At 63.6% G+C, this 14,548-nt stretch carries 13 protein-coding genes; 9 read left to right on the top strand and 4 right to left on the bottom strand.

Annotation, left to right across the window (positions count from 1 at the left end; genetic code table 11):
• Window positions 1-5: 5 nt before the first annotated feature.
• The 6 genes from mihF (at window position 6) to J2Y68_RS00925 (ending at window position 6,062) form a co-directional block, all read left to right on the top strand.
• Entirely contained in the window at window positions 6-332 is a 327-nt protein-coding gene (gene mihF / locus J2Y68_RS00900) for an integration host factor, actinobacterial type (protein ID WP_211712304.1), read from the top strand.
• Window positions 333-353: 21 nt separating this feature from the next.
• Window positions 354-926 carry a guanylate kinase gene (gene gmk, locus J2Y68_RS00905; RefSeq protein ID WP_211712305.1) on the top strand — a complete coding sequence of 191 codons (573 nt, stop codon included), beginning with the start codon at window positions 354-356 and terminating at the stop codon, window positions 924-926.
• Between the two features lie 40 nt (window positions 927-966).
• On the top strand, window positions 967-1,227 hold the full coding sequence (gene rpoZ, locus J2Y68_RS00910) for a DNA-directed RNA polymerase subunit omega (protein ID WP_011774945.1): 261 nt from the start codon (window positions 967-969) through the stop codon (window positions 1,225-1,227).
• 27 nt (window positions 1,228-1,254) lie between these two features.
• Window positions 1,255-2,502 carry a bifunctional phosphopantothenoylcysteine decarboxylase/phosphopantothenate--cysteine ligase CoaBC gene (gene coaBC / locus J2Y68_RS00915; protein WP_309988564.1) on the top strand — a complete coding sequence of 416 codons (1,248 nt, stop codon included), beginning with the start codon at window positions 1,255-1,257 and terminating at the stop codon, window positions 2,500-2,502.
• A gap of 76 nt (window positions 2,503-2,578) precedes the next feature.
• Window positions 2,579-3,808, top strand: a complete 1,230-nt coding sequence (metK, locus tag J2Y68_RS00920) for a methionine adenosyltransferase (RefSeq protein WP_309988565.1) — start codon at window positions 2,579-2,581, stop codon at window positions 3,806-3,808.
• 160 nt (window positions 3,809-3,968) lie between these two features.
• The gene (locus tag J2Y68_RS00925; protein ID WP_309988567.1) at window positions 3,969-6,062 is read left to right on the top strand and encodes a primosomal protein N'; all 2,094 of its coding nucleotides are present in this window, start codon (window positions 3,969-3,971) and stop codon (window positions 6,060-6,062) included.
• A gap of 9 nt (window positions 6,063-6,071) precedes the next feature.
• Here J2Y68_RS00925 and J2Y68_RS00930 read toward each other — a convergent pair whose 3' ends face one another.
• From J2Y68_RS00930 to J2Y68_RS00945, 4 genes are read right to left on the bottom strand one after another with little or no spacing between them, the layout of a single operon-like run.
• On the bottom strand, window positions 6,072-7,154 hold the full coding sequence (locus J2Y68_RS00930) for a glycosyltransferase family 4 protein (RefSeq protein WP_309988570.1): 1,083 nt from the start codon (window positions 7,152-7,154) through the stop codon (window positions 6,072-6,074).
• Entirely contained in the window at window positions 7,151-8,095 is a 945-nt protein-coding gene (locus tag J2Y68_RS00935) for an alpha/beta fold hydrolase (protein ID WP_309988571.1), read from the bottom strand. Before J2Y68_RS00935 ends, J2Y68_RS00930 begins: the two co-directional genes overlap by 4 nt.
• Before the next feature lie 10 nt (window positions 8,096-8,105).
• Window positions 8,106-9,002 (bottom strand): aldo/keto reductase, encoded by an 897-nt coding sequence (locus tag J2Y68_RS00940; RefSeq protein WP_309988574.1) that lies wholly within the window; start codon window positions 9,000-9,002, stop codon window positions 8,106-8,108.
• A gap of 34 nt (window positions 9,003-9,036) precedes the next feature.
• Entirely contained in the window at window positions 9,037-9,999 is a 963-nt protein-coding gene (locus tag J2Y68_RS00945) for a sugar-binding transcriptional regulator (protein ID WP_284985749.1), read from the bottom strand.
• A gap of 122 nt (window positions 10,000-10,121) precedes the next feature.
• Between J2Y68_RS00945 and J2Y68_RS00950 the strand changes: the two genes are divergently transcribed.
• The 3 genes from J2Y68_RS00950 to glpK all read left to right on the top strand — a co-directional run bounded on the left by J2Y68_RS00950 (window position 10,122) and on the right by glpK (window position 14,416).
• On the top strand, window positions 10,122-11,906 hold the full coding sequence (locus tag J2Y68_RS00950) for a glycerol-3-phosphate dehydrogenase/oxidase (RefSeq protein ID WP_309988578.1): 1,785 nt from the start codon (window positions 10,122-10,124) through the stop codon (window positions 11,904-11,906).
• A 168-nt stretch (window positions 11,907-12,074) separates the two neighbouring features.
• The gene (locus tag J2Y68_RS00955) at window positions 12,075-12,827 is read left to right on the top strand and encodes an MIP/aquaporin family protein (RefSeq protein ID WP_309988581.1); all 753 of its coding nucleotides are present in this window, start codon (window positions 12,075-12,077) and stop codon (window positions 12,825-12,827) included.
• A 74-nt stretch (window positions 12,828-12,901) separates the two neighbouring features.
• On the top strand, window positions 12,902-14,416 hold the full coding sequence (gene glpK / locus J2Y68_RS00960) for a glycerol kinase GlpK (RefSeq protein ID WP_309988585.1): 1,515 nt from the start codon (window positions 12,902-12,904) through the stop codon (window positions 14,414-14,416).
• The last annotated feature ends 132 nt before the right edge of the window (window positions 14,417-14,548 follow it).

Raw genomic sequence — 14,548 nt, forward strand, 5'->3', positions numbered from 1 at the left:
TGGCAGTGGGCCTTAAAGAGCTGACACCGCAGGAACGTTCCGATGCCCTTGAAAAGGCTGCGAAGGCACGTGCCGTGCGTGCAGCAGCCAAGGAAAGGCTCAAGCGCGGTGAGCTGAGCATTGCCGAGCTGATCTCCTCGGGCACAACGGACGAGGCGATAGCCCGCATGCGGGTGGTGGAATTGCTGGAGGCCCTGCCGGGCATTGGACCCGTCAGGGCTGCTGGGATCATGGCCGAGATTGGAATTGCCGGATCCCGGCGGATCAGGGGGCTGGGAATTCACCAGGCCCGGGCGCTGGTAGATTTTATGGATACCCAGCAAAGCGTTTGACGCATCTCCCCGAAGGAATCCGTGAGCAAGAATCCTGGACTGACTGTCCTTGCAGGCCCCACTGCCGTTGGCAAGGGAACCGTTTCAACCTATATCAGGGACAACTATCCGGAGGTCTGGCTCTCAGTCTCGGCAACCACCCGGGCCGCCCGGCCGGGAGAGAAAGACGGAGTCCACTACTTCTTCAAGTCCGCCGAGGAGTTCGACTCGCTGGTCGACCAGGGCGAACTCCTGGAGTGGGCCGTTGTCCACGGCCACAACCGCTACGGCACGCTCCGCAGCACGGTGAACGCGGCCATCGCCGAAGGCAAATCAGTCCTCCTCGAGATCGACCTCCAGGGCGCGCGGCAGGTCAAGGCCGCGGTGCCGGACGCTAATTTCGTGTTCCTGGCCCCGCCCAGCTGGGATGAAATGGTGCGGCGCCTGGTGGGCCGCGGCACCGAAACACCCGAGGAACAGCAGCGCAGGCTGGAAACAGCTAAACTGGAACTTGCTGCTGAGCCGGAGTTTGACCACACCGTCATCAATGACGACGTTCGCCGGGCAGCGGACGAGCTTGTTTCACTCATGGGGCTTACCCCGCACGGGCGCTAAAGCGCCTGCATTTGTTGGCCCGCTAGAATTTGGAGAATTCGTGTCCACGAACCTTGAAGGCATCATCAACCCGCCGATCGATTCGCTGCTTGAGGCTGCCGATTCCAAGTACGGCCTGGTAATCTTCGGCGCCAAGCGTGCCCGCCAGATCAATGCGTACTACGCCCAGCTTCACGAGGGCCTCTTCGAGTACGTTGGCCCGCTGGTCGACACCAAGCTGAACGAAAAGTCACTTTCGATCGCCCTGCGCGAGATCAACGAAGGCCTCCTGGTCTCCACGCCGATCGAGCCCACAGAATAAAACAGACTGCCTGTTGACGGAGGTCACGTGCGCATAGTCCTCGGAGTCGGGGGAGGGATCGCAGCCTACAAGGTTGCATCGCTCCTCCGGCTTTTTACTGAAGCCGGTCACAAGGTGACGGTCATTCCCACGGAAGCGGCCACCCGCTTTGTTGGTGTGGCTACATGGGAGGCCCTCTCGGGTAATCCTGTGAGCAACAGCGTCTTTGACGACGTCGAGAAGGTCAACCATGTCCGATTGGGACATGAGGCGGACCTGATCGTCGTGGCTCCGGCCACGGCCGACCTCCTGGCCAAGGCAGCCACCGGACAGGCGGGCGACCTCCTTACCAACACGCTCCTCATGGCCCACGGGCCTGTCCTCTTTGCTCCGGCCATGCACACGGAAATGTGGCAACACGCCGCAACCCAGGCCAATGTGGAGACATTGCGCAGCCGCGGCGTCACAGTCCTTGAGCCTGCCTCCGGGCGCCTTACCGGCGCGGACTCGGGCCCGGGCCGCCTGCCGGAACCTGAAGCGATCTTCGCTGCTGCCATGGCCCTTGCCGGCACGGAATCCTCGCCGGTACAGGGCAGCCAGTCCGGTGTCCTTGCCGGACGCGTCGTTACCATCTCCGCCGGCGGAACCAGGGAAGCCTTGGATCCGGTGCGCTTCCTGGGCAACCGCTCATCGGGAAAGCAAGGCGCGGCCCTGGCCGCTGCCGCGCTGTCCGCCGGAGCCACTGTCCGTTTCCTTGCGGCCCATATGGACGTCGAGCCGCCGACCGGCGTCGAGCTTGTCCGCGTTGAGTCGGCCTTGGAGTTGCGGGAAGCGGCGCTGAAAGCGGCGGCCGATTCCGACGTCGTTATTATGGCTGCCGCTGTGGCGGACTTCCGTCCGGCAGAAGTTTCAGACACCAAGATCAAGAAGGTCGACGGCGAGGACGCACCGTTGGTGCACCTGGTTCGGAATCCGGATATCCTGCACGAGCTCGTTGAGCGGCGGAACGCCGAAGGCGGCAAGCAACTGATCGTGGGTTTCGCGGCAGAAACGGGCGATGCCCAGGGGGACGTCCTGGAACACGCCACGGCCAAGCTCAAGCGCAAGGGCTGCGACCTCCTGGTGGTCAACCATGTTGGCATCGGCCGAGTCTTCGGCCAGGACGACAACTCCGTCGTCATTCTTTCCGGACACGGGGCAGAGCCGGAATCCGCGGCCGGTTCCAAGGCCGACGTTGCTGCTGCCGTGATCGACCGGGTGGGCGCCGAGCTCGCACGGGTTTTTCCCGCTGTGTAACCGAACCCACACCGGAATTCTTAGCAAAGGGACACACGGAAGATGCCGCCGTCCCGCAACCCAGTAAGGTGGTCGAGTGACTTTACCGCTGCACCATGAACACCATGGCACCCCGTCCAAGCTCCGGCTCTTCACCTCAGAGTCGGTCACCGAAGGGCACCCGGATAAGATTTGCGACCAGATCAGCGACTCCATTCTTGATGCGTTGCTGGCCGCGGATCCTGAATCCCGCGTAGCCGTAGAGACCATGGCCACTACCGGCCTGGTGCACGTGGCCGGTGAGGTCACCACTGACGCTTACGTCGAGATCCCGCAGATCGTCCGCGAAACCATCCTTGGTATCGGGTACGACTCCTCGGCCAACGGCTTCGACGGTGCCCGCTGTGGTGTCTCCGTCTCCATCGGCCAGCAGTCCAACGACATTGCGGGAGGTGTCTTCAACTCGCTTGAAGCCCGCGAGGGCCGCCAGGAGGACGACTACGACCTCCAGGGCGCAGGCGACCAAGGCATCATGTTCGGCTACGCCAGCGACGAGACTGCCTCCTACATGCCTACTCCCATCTGGCTGGCGCACCGCCTCTCGGAACGCCTCACTGAGGTCCGCAAGAACGGCGAGCTCGCGTACCTCCGCCCGGACGGCAAGACGCAGGTCACGGTAGGTTACGACGGTGACCGGCCCGTTTCCGTGGAAACAGTGGTCATCTCCAGCCAGCACGCCGAAGAAGCGAGCCTGGAGCAGCTTCGTGCGGACCTCGCCAGCTACGTGATAGACCCCGTGCTGTCCGCGGCCAACCTGGATATCGCACGGACGGCGAACATCCTGAACCCTGCCGGTGCCTTCGTCATCGGTGGGCCGGTGGGCGACGCCGGCCTCACGGGACGCAAAATCATTGTTGACACCTACGGCGGATTCTCCCGTCACGGCGGTGGAGCGTTCTCCGGCAAGGATCCGTCCAAGGTGGACCGTTCGGCCGCCTATGCCATGCGATGGGTCGCCAAGAACGTAGTGGCCGCCGGACTGGCAAAGCGCGCCGAGATCCAGATCGCCTACGCCATTGGCCAGGCCCGCCCCGTTGGAACGTACGTTGAGACGTTCGGTACGGAGACTGTTGATCCGGCCCGCATCAGCGAGGCCATCACGGAACTCTTCGACCTGCGTCCCCGGGCCATTATTGACGCCCTTGACCTGAAGCGGCCCATCTACGCCAAGACGGCCGCGCATGGCCACTTCGGCCGCGATGATCCCGACTTCACGTGGGAGCGACTGGACCGGGTTGATGACCTGAAGGAATACTTCAACGCCTGATCTATCGCGTTTGGCCCGGCTTAGGCCGTGGGTTACTACTTTGTCGGTGCCCCATGGTTTGCTGAAGCCAGAGAGATGCCCGCAGCGGGTCAATCCCGCTGCGGGCATTCTGCGTTGATGATGTTCAAGGGTGCCCGGAAGTGAATTGGAGGTGAAGTGCGTGGCAGGATTCGAGGCCCAGCCTTCGTTGCTCCAGCCCTCACTCCTGCAGGGTTTTCCGGAGCGTGCACCGGTCAACGGACCGCCCCTCGCCGCGGAGAACCCCGTCGCACGGGTGGTGCTGGAATCCTCCTTGCCCCATTTGGACAGGCCTTTCGACTACAGCGTTCCCGCGGAGCTTTCTGACACAGCTGTGCCCGGTGTGCGCGTCAAGGTCAAATTCAACGGCCAGGAGCTGAACGGGTACGTCGTGGAGCGCCGCGCCAATTCGGAGGGTTCCCACTCCCTGGCGGCCCTGCACAAAGTCGTTTCCCCGGTGGCCGTCCTGACTCCGGCCATCGCAGAGCTGGCCGGCAGTGTCGCCGCCCGGTACGCCGGAACCCTCAGCGACGTCCTCCGGACTGCGATCCCGCCCAGGGTCGCCAAGGTGGAGAAGGAACTGCTCGCCGGAGAGCTGGATGCAGCCGGAACGCCTGAGCTGGGTTCCAGTCCGGCCGATGGCTGGAGGGCTTACTCCAACGGAGCACCCTACGTGCAGCACTTGGCCGGTGGTGGTACGCCCAAGGCCGTCCTGACCGCTTTGCAGGGGTTCGGTCCCCATGGGTGGCCGGCGCTTGTTGCTTCCGCCGTTGCGGCAGTCCGCTCGTCGGGCCGGGGCGCCGTGGTGGTCGTACCCGACTACCGTGACCTGGAGCAGCTGGAAGCCGCCCTTGAGAGTGTCCTGCCGAAGTCCGACGTCGCCCGACTCACTGCAGACGACGGCCAGACCCCCCGATACCGGAACTTCCTTCGGCTGCTGAGTGGTTCCGCCGGAGTGGCGATTGGTACACGTTCGGCCGCCTATGCCCCGGTGCGGGACCTGGGCCTGGTGGTGTGCTGGGACGACGGCGATGACCTGCACATCGAGCAGCGGGCCCCTTATGCGCATACCCGGGAGGTCCTGTTGCTGCGTGCCGAGCAGGAAGGTGCGGCCTGCCTCATGGCTGCCCACAGCCGCAGCACGGAGCTTCAACGCCTTGTCGAAATGCAGTGGGCGGTTCCTATCGAGGCACCACGATCCGCTGTCCGTTCGACGGTTCCCCGGGTCCTGAACACGGCTGACAGTTTTGAGCAGGAACGTGATCCCTTGGCACGCATTGCCCGCCTGCCCGGGGCGGCCTGGCGGGCGGCAAAGGAGGGCCTGGATCGGGGTCCGGTCCTGGTACAGGTTGCCCGGGCCGGCTATGCACCGTCGTTGGTGTGCGAGACGTGCCGGGAACTTGCCCGCTGCAACGCCTGCCAGGGGCCGTTGGCCGTATCCAGCGGCGCAGCCATACCTGCGTGTCGCTGGTGCTCAACACCAGCACCCCAGTGGCGCTGCACCCATTGCAGCGGAACAAGGCTCCGCCGGGGTGCGGCGGGTGTGATGCGGACGGCGGAGGAACTGGGGCGTGCCTTCCCGGGCAAGGCCGTCGTGACTTCATCAGGTGAGCACATCAAAGCGGCCGTGCCGGACGTTCCGGCCTTGGTGGTGGCGACTGTCGGCGCTGAGCCGGTGGCTGCCCACGGCTACGCTGCGGCCCTGCTGCTCGATGGAAATTCGCTGCTCCGGCGCGAGAACCTCAGGGCAGGCGAGGACACCGTCAGGCGCTGGTTCAACGCAGCTGCCCTCGTCAAACCCGCAAGCCAAGGCGGCCTCGTGGTGATCACCGCGGACGATACCGCTGCGACCGGTGCGCTGCTGCGGTGGGACGCTTCGGGATACGCATCGCGCGAGCTGGCACTGCGGAAGGAACTGCAGTTGCCCCCAGCGGTACGGGTTGCCTCTGTTACCGGCGGGAGGGCCGACGTCGGACACTTTTCGCAGGCCTTCGAGGCCAGTGCAGCGCTGCCCTCGGGCACCAAACTCCGCAGCGCCGGGCCGGCTCCCCTTCAGCCGCTTACAGGCGCCGCCCAACTGCCGGCCGCTGATGCGGATGTGAGGATGCTCTACTTCATCCCCTACAGCGACGCGGCTGCGGCTACCCGCGCCATGCGCGCCGTGAAGGCTGCGAGTGCCGCCAAGCGCACGTCTGGCCCTGTACAGCTCCGCTTGGACGGCGTGGACGTCCTCTAGCCCGGTGCGTCAGCCCCTGCGTTTACGCTGGGCCACGACTTCCTCGGCTGCGGCAAGGAGTTGCTGTGCTGACTCGTCCCAGTTGAACCCTGCTGCACGCTCCACCGAACGCACGGAGCGCTCCTGCCAGAGGGAGTCCTTCGCCAAAGCCGTGACGGCTGCTGAGAAGTCAGCGGGTGAATCCGGGTCCACGTAGCTGATGGCATCGCCGCCTACTTCCCGGAAAATGGGGATGTCGCTGGCGATCACGGGTGTCCCCAGCGCCATCGCCTCAACCAGCGGCAAACCGTACCCCTCGGCGCGGGAAAGGCTGATCAGGGCGGTTGCTCGAACAAGGAGTTCGTCGTATTGGGCGTCCGTAACCCCGTTGTGGAACTGGACCTTGGCTCCTTCTGGAACCATCGCCTCGAGTTCCGCCTTGCGGTCGGAGGTGATCCGGCTGAGCAGGTGCAGGGTGAAGTCCGGCAAGCCGGCCATGCCCCGGATCATCGTTTCCACATTCTTGTACGGCATGAACGAACCCATGTACAGGAGTGTCTTGTCGGCGCCCGCGGCAGGATTACGGGGCGCCTGGCCGGGTTGCGGGGCGTTGCCCACAATGCGCACCGGCCGTTTGGTCAGTTGGTACTTGGCCATGAGGGCACGGGTTGTCTGGCTGATGGTTGCCACGATGTCGGCACGGTTCAGCAGGAGGCGCTGCGGCCAAAAGGCCTTGTGGTAGAGCCGCCACAGCAGCCGTACGGGAGCCGGCAGGAAGCCTGGGGGAGTGGGGTGCTCGTAGTAGATGAGGTCATGCAAGGTGAGGATCAGGCCGTAGCGCCGTCCCAGGGTGCCCATGGTCTGCATGGGACACACGACGACGTCCGCGCCCAGCGGGTTGACCTTTCGTGCGACAAACAGCTCCATCGGAGACAAGGGGCTGTTGATCATCACATAGGGAACGTCCGGCAGCAGCGCGAGTTGGCGCTTGTCGCTGATCAGCATGGTCACGTCCGCGATTTTGGATGTTGCTGCTATGAGGCTGGAACCGTAGCGGCTGATGCCATCGTGGTGGTCCGTTCGGGTAAAGCGGGCGTCGATGACGATTTTCACGCGGGATGTTCCTCCAGGAAGGTGCGGATGGCTGTTGCGGCCGGGACCGGCGTCTCGTAGTGGATGAGGTGCCCGACGCCGGGAATCACTTCCAGCGTTCCGTCGGGTAGGCGCTCCATGAGTTTGTGCTGGTTGGGAAGGGTGGCGATCTCGTCTTTTTCGCCGGCGACCAGGAGCACCGGGAGGGTCAGTTGTTCGGCGACCTCCGCCACGTTCCCTGAGACCGAGGCTTTGAAGGATTCGAGCAGGCTGTTCCGGTCCGCGAAGGCGCTGAAGTAGGCATTATGCTGTGCGTGGATGAACCGGCGCAGGTGCTTGTCCTTGGTTTTGGCCATCGTGATGCTCATGACACGCACGATTGCCCGGTTGCGGAGCACCGCCAGCCCCAGCGGGCGCGGGAGCCTCGCTGAAGCCTGGTAGTACAGCACGGCAAGTTTGGTCATGATGCCCTTGGGGCCTTCCAGCGCCGGGGCGGCAATGGGGTTGACCAGGATCAAGGGGTAGACGGATCCCGGATGCGCTGCGGCAAAATGGCTGGCCACGATGGATCCGAAGGAGTGGCCCAGCAGGACCGTCTTGGGGCCAAGTCCGGTTGCTGCCATGAAGCTGGAGATAAACCGCCCGTACCGTTCCACGGTGTGCTTGTCGCCCACGAATGGTTCGGAGCTGCCGAAGGCCGGCAGGTCAGGCATGATGATGCGCATCTCTGGGAGCTGGTCAGCGACCCGCAGCAGGCCGTGGTGATCGCCCCGGAAGCCATGGATGACCAGGATAGTTCGGGTGGCAGCTGTAACGGACACAGGTTCGTAGGTCCAGTAGGCGATGTTGCTGCCGTCTACGTCGACGTCTGAGGCGTGGGTCCGCCCGGGCAGAAACGCGCTGAAGAATTCCCCAGGGGCCTGCGCACCGTCAGGCGAATGCGCGGTGTCCACTTTTTCCATACGGTTTGTCCTAGTTCACGTTGTCCGGGTGCGAACCCGTTCGGTGGTGGCGCTCGAGTCCCGCCATGCGTTCGATGTCGGCGGTGTCCAGTTCAAAGTCGAAGACTGCAATGTTCTCCTTGATCCGACCGGGGGAGCTGGCCTTCGGGATGACCAGGTTTCCCAACTGGAGGTGCCAGCGGAGAATGATCTGCGCCGGGGTCCGGTTGTACTTCTCCGCCAGCGACAAAATGGCTGGGTCTGCCAGGACCTGGCCGCGCCCGAGTGGGCTCCAGGCCTCCGTTGCGATCCCCAGCTGTTCATGCAGCGTCCTTAGCCGGGTTTGTTGCAGCCAAGGGTGCAGCTCAATCTGGTTGACGGCTGGAACAACCTCGGCCTTGTCCATGAGTTCTTCAAGATGTCCGGGTTGGAAATTGGACACGCCAATGGCCCGGACTTTGCCTTCGCGGTACAGGGTTTCCATCGCCTTGTATGTTTCGGTGAACAGCCCGCGGCCGGCGCAGGGCCAGTGGATCAGATAGAGGTCCACATAGTCGAGGCCAAGGTTGGAGATGGAGGTGTCGAAGGCCCGGAGCGTCGAATCGTAGCCTTGGTCGTCGTTCCAGACCTTGGTGGTCACGAACAGGTCCTCGCGTGAAAGGCCATGTACCGCTTCGCCGGAACCACCTGTGGCACTGCGGGCGGCAGCGGCATCGCCTATGGCCGCCCCAATTCCCCTGCCCACGCCTACCTCATTGCCGTACATCGCCGCAGTGTCGAAGCGCCTGTACCCTTCCCCGAGGGCCGTGGCCACCAGGGTGTCAGCGTCATGGGGCGGAACCTTATAGAGTCCGAATCCCAGTCGTTCCATCTGTACGCCGTTGTTAAGTGCCAGACGGCTCGATGTCAGCTTGGATGAGGATCTCATAGCAACGACTCTACCCAGTCCGGACGCGATTTCTTCAGGCATGGCCGTTGAAACTCACCAGGCGTCGGGCGGACGCCTCGTCCAGAATAAGGTCCGTGGCCAGTCCTGCCGCCAGGGCCCCCTGTAGTCCGTTGATCTTGGAAGCGCCGGACACGACGCATATCCGGCGCCTGACCTGACGGAGCTGCTCGTGGCTCGGCCCCGTGGATCTTTCGTTCAAGGTGATGCCGTCGGAGGAACCGTCGCTCCGGAAGAACACCGTCGCGACATCACCTACAACGTCGTCGGCAGCCAGCATGCTGAGGTCGTGTTCGTCGAGGTATCCGCCGGCGTAGACGTGGCTGGGGTAATCGGAATCGACTGAGCCTACGCCGAATATCGCAATGCTCATTCGCGCCTGCAAGTCGAGGATGCGTTGAACGCTGCGTTCATTCCACATCGCCGTCTTGGTGGACGCGTGATCAAAGAACGCCGGCACCGGGAACTGTTCCACCCTTGCCCCGTAGGCGCTGCCGAAGCGTCTCATGATGTCGCTGGCGTACGTAATGCCTGTGGTTTGCATGTTGCCCGCCCCGTTGAGTTGGACCACGATGCTGTCGTGCGTCACCTTGCGGGTGAGGTGGCGGCTGACGGCACTGAGGGTTGCACCCCAGGCCACGCCGATGATGGCGTTGGAGTCCACCAGGGGGCCGATGGTTCGTGCTGCCTGCATGGCAACACGGTCCAAAGTCTCGGCCTCATTGAGGGTGTCCAGCACCGGGACGACGTGGACGTCCACTCCGTATTGGTTCCGGATCTGGCTTTCCAGCTCGGGTCCGGTGTCGAAGGGGCTTCGGATCTGGACCTGGACCAAGCCCGTTTCCCGTGCCGAGGACAGCAGCCGGGACACCGTGGAACGGGAGGTCCGCAGCTCGCGGGCAATTGCATCCATGGTCAGGTCCTGCAGGTAATACATTTGTGCAGCCCGGAGCGCATCCGAGTGACGTGATCGTGCCATCTCATTTCCTTACTGCACGTTTGTGCAAATAGCTTGACTCCATTTTCCACCTTCGCAAGATTAGTGGTGAACGGTGCAGCAGCGAGTGGCGCGGCGCACGAACCAAGCCCAAGGGAGCAGTTTTGGGACACAACAGGATTTCCGGTACCTCACAGCACGCACAGCAGCGCGACTCCGTCGTCGCATTGCAGGAGCGGCCCTCGGCGAAGGTACTCATCATCGGCGGTGGCATCAATGGTGTCGGAACGTTCCGCGACCTCGCCCTGCAAGGCGTCGATGTGGCACTTGTTGAGCGCGGTGACTACTGCCAGGGTGCCAGCGGTGCCTCGTCCCACATGATCCACGGCGGCATCCGCTACCTCGAAAACGGCGAGTTCCGCCTCGTCCAGGAATCCGTAGTGGAGCGAAACCGGCTCCTGCGGATCGCGCCGCACTACGTCAAGCCGCTGCAGACAACCATCCCGATCTTCAGCACCTTCTCCGGAATCCTCTCCGCCCCCACGCGCTTCCTGACGCACAAGCAGGGCAAGCCCAAGGAGCGCGGTGCGTTCCTCATCAAGGTGGGCCTGAGCATGTACGACTTCTTCTCCCGCGACGGCGGAAGTGTTCCGCGGCACCAGTTCCGTGGCCGCACCAAGGCCCTCGCCGAGCTTCCCAAGCTGCACTCCGGCATCAAGTACGCCGCAACGTATTTCGACGCATCCGTGCACAACCCCGAACGCCTGACCCTTGACGTCCTCCAGGATGGCGAAAAGGCCGGCCGTGGGGGCGGGCTCCCCGGCGGAAGCGCCCGCGCCAGCAACTACGTCTCGCTCGTTTCCATGGGCGAGGACGGAGTGCGGCTCCGCGACGAACTGACGGGCAAGGAGTTCGACTTCCAGGCCGACGTCATCGTCAACACCACGGGCGCTTGGGTGGACCTCACCAACCAGGCCATGGGAGCCGTCAGCAAATTCATGGGCGGCACCAAGGGATCCCACATCGTCCTGGACCACCCGGAACTGCTTGCAGCCTGCAACGGCCGCGAGATCTTCTTCGAGCACACCGATGGCCGCATTGTCCTGATCTACCCCATGGGAGACCGTGTGCTGGTTGGCACCACGGATGTGGACGCCGATATGTCCGAGGACGCGGTGTGCACCGAAGAAGAGATTGACTACTTCTTCGACCTCGTCGGACACGTGTTCCCCACCATCAAGGTGGAACGCGAACAGATCGTGTACAGCTTCGCCGGTGTCCGTCCGCTGCCCCGACACGACGAAACCCAGCCCGGATTCGTCTCACGCGACTACCGGATCGAACGCAGCGTCCGCACCGGCAGCGACGCCGTGACAACTCCAGGCGGTAAGGCCGCCGTCGTACTCAGCCTGGTAGGCGGAAAGTGGACCACGTTCCGCGCCCTTGCAGAGCACATGACCAACGACGTCCTCCGCGAACTCGGCATGGAACGCAAGGTCTCGACGGCGAAACTCGCCATCGGTGGCGGTGCCGGATTCCCCGCCACCGAGCAGGGCGAACAGGAATGGATCAAGAAGCACATGGGGCCGGGGCTGGACGCTGACCGCGTAGCTGTCCTGTTGACCCGGTATGGAACACGGGCGGACGCGGTGATTGATTACCTGAAAGCCGGACACGACTCGCCGCTGCGTTCCACCCGCGAACTGAGTGTCCGCGAGCTGGCGTTCATGGCCGAGCACGAGCAGATCGGGCACTTGGTGGATGTCCTGATCCGCCGGACATCCCTCGCGTTCCGGGGCCTGGTAACTGGGGAGTTGCTCAACGAGATCGCTGCTGCACTGGCAGAGCCCCTTGGTTGGGACGCTGCTGCCCGTGAAGCGGAAATCCGCCACGCCCAGGAAGTGCTGCAGCGGTTCCACAAGGTTGACGTGCACAGTCTCGTAGCCTGAGCGCAAGCAGCGGAAACAGCTTGACCGTCCCAGCGTGCGGCAGGGACGGAATGGGGTAGGTGGTCCCGCCAGGGGACCACCACACCGGGACGGTTCCGTGGACCGGAACCGTCCCAACGGCCTCTTCACCCGCGAGGGGGCTGACAACAGAAAAATGAGGAGTCAAAGATGTCTCTTGGAATTGTTTTCCTTTCCGAAGTATTCGGAACCATGATGCTGACCCTGCTGGGTTGCGGCGTCGTGGCAAACGTTGCGCTCAAAGGCACCAAGGGCAACAACGGTGGATTCTTGATGGTGACGTGGGGCTGGGGTATTGCGGTCTTCGCGGGCGTGTTCGTGGCCGCTAAGTCCGGCGCGCACCTTAACCCGGCCGTCACCCTGGGCCTGTTGGTCAAGGGCAGCAAAGAATACGCCCCCGACGTTGCAGTCACTTTCGGGTCCACGCTGACGTACTTCGGCGGTGAACTGCTGGGCGCGTTCCTGGGCGCAGTAGTCTGCTGGCTCGCCTACAAGCAGCATTTCGACGATGAGCCCCTGGCAGCGAACAAGCTGGGAACCTTCTCCACCGGCCCGGCAATCCGCTCCACCCCTTGGAACCTCATCACCGAAATCATCGGCACGTTCGTCCTGGTCTTCGTCATCCTGACCTTCGGCGGCACTCCTTCCGGCCTCGGCCCGCTGGCCGTAGCACTGCTGGTTGTGGGTATCGGTGTATCCCTCGGTGGTCCCACCGGTTACGCCATCAACCCTGCACGTGACCTTGGCCCCCGCATCGCACACGCCGTCCTGCCCATCAAGGGCAAGGGTTCAAGCGACTGGGCGTACTCCTGGATTCCCGTTGTTGGACCACTGGTCGGCGGCACGCTTGCCGGCCTCGTGGCCCTCTGGGTCCCGGACATCATGCCCGCCATCGCCGGCTAAGCGTTTTCCATCCACGTACACTCCGCACACCTCACAACGCCACTGAGTAACGAACAACAGACAAGGACGTCACCATGAACCAATACGTCATCGCCATTGACCAGGGCACCACGAGCTCCCGAGCCATCGTCTTTGACCACTCGGGCAACATCGTCTCCACCGGCCAGATGGAACACGAGCAGATCTTCCCGCAGGCCGGCTGGGTGGAGCACAACGCCGCCGAGATCTGGAACAACACCCGCGAGGTCATCGGCTCCGCCTTGTCAAAGGCGAACCTGACACGGCACGACATCGCCGCCGTCGGCATCACCAACCAGCGCGAAACCGCGGTGGTCTGGGACAAGAACACCGGCGAACCGGTCTACAACGCCATCGTGTGGCAAGACACGCGCACCCAGTCCATCGTCGACGAACTCGGCAAGGACGGGGGACCGGAGCGCTTCAAACAGAAGGTCGGCCTGCCGTTGGCCACCTACTTCTCCGGGACCAAGATCAAATGGATCCTGGACAACGTCGAAGGTGCCCGCGAACGCGCCGAAGCGGGCGACCTCCTCTTCGGCAACACTGACGCATGGGTCCTGTGGAACCTCACCGGCGGCGTAGACGGTGGCGTCCACGTCACCGATGTCACCAACGCTTCGCGCACCATGTTCATGGACCTCGAGACACTGCAGTGGGACCAGGAGATCCTGGACATCTTCGGTGTCCCGGCCTCCATGATGCCTACCATCAAGTCCTCCTCCGAGGTCTATGGGCACGTCCACACCTCTCAGTTGCTGCGCGAAACCCCGGTTGCGGGCATCCTCGGCGACCAGCAGGCAGCAACCTTCGGCCAGGCGGCCTTCCAGGCCGGCGAAGCTAAGAACACCTACGGCACCGGTTGCTTCCTGATCTTCAACACCGGCGAGGAAATCGTCCACTCCAAGAACGGCCTGCTCACCACCCTCGGCTACAAGCTGGGCGACAACAAGCCGCACTACGCCCTGGAAGGCTCCATCGCCGTCACAGGTTCCTTGATCCAATGGCTCCGCGACAACCTCGGCATGATCAGTTCAGCCCCGGAGGTCGAGGAACTTGCCGCAGCCGTGGAAGACAACGGTGGCGTGTACATCGTCCCCGCCTTCTCCGGCCTGTTCGCACCCTACTGGCGGGCAGACGCACGCGGCGCGATCGTGGGACTCACACGATTCGCCAACAAGGGCCACATTGCCCGCGCGGCACTGGAAGCCACAGCGTTCCAGACCCGCGAGGTGCTCGACGCCGTCAACGCGGACTCGGGCGTTCCGCTTACCGAGTTGAAGGTCGACGGCGGCATGGTCGCCAACGATGCCCTCATGCAGTTCCAGGCAGACATCCTCGGCGTGCCCGTGGTCCGTCCGAAGGTCGTAGAAACAACGGCCCTCGGTGCTGCCTACGCGGCCGGCCTGGCAGTCGGTTTCTGGAACGACCTCGGCGAGCTCAGCGCAAACTGGGGCGAGGACAAGCGTTGGGAGCCGCAGATGCCCGCCGAAGAGCAGGAGCGCCAGCTGAGGCTCTGGAAGAAGGCGGTCACCAAGTCCATGGACTGGGTCGACGAGGACGTTAAGTAGCCTGACCTGACGTTGACGGCAGCCGCGCCTGCCCCGCCCGCTTCGCGGTGCCCACCACACCCGGGCGAGGCGCGGCTGCCGTCAACTCAATCATCAGTCCTGTAAGCCGCTCGATGCGACTTGGGAGTTTGA

It is taken from the genome of Paenarthrobacter nitroguajacolicus (genome assembly GCF_031455195.1).
GTDB classification, from domain to species: domain Bacteria; phylum Actinomycetota; class Actinomycetes; order Actinomycetales; family Micrococcaceae; genus Arthrobacter; species Arthrobacter nitroguajacolicus_D.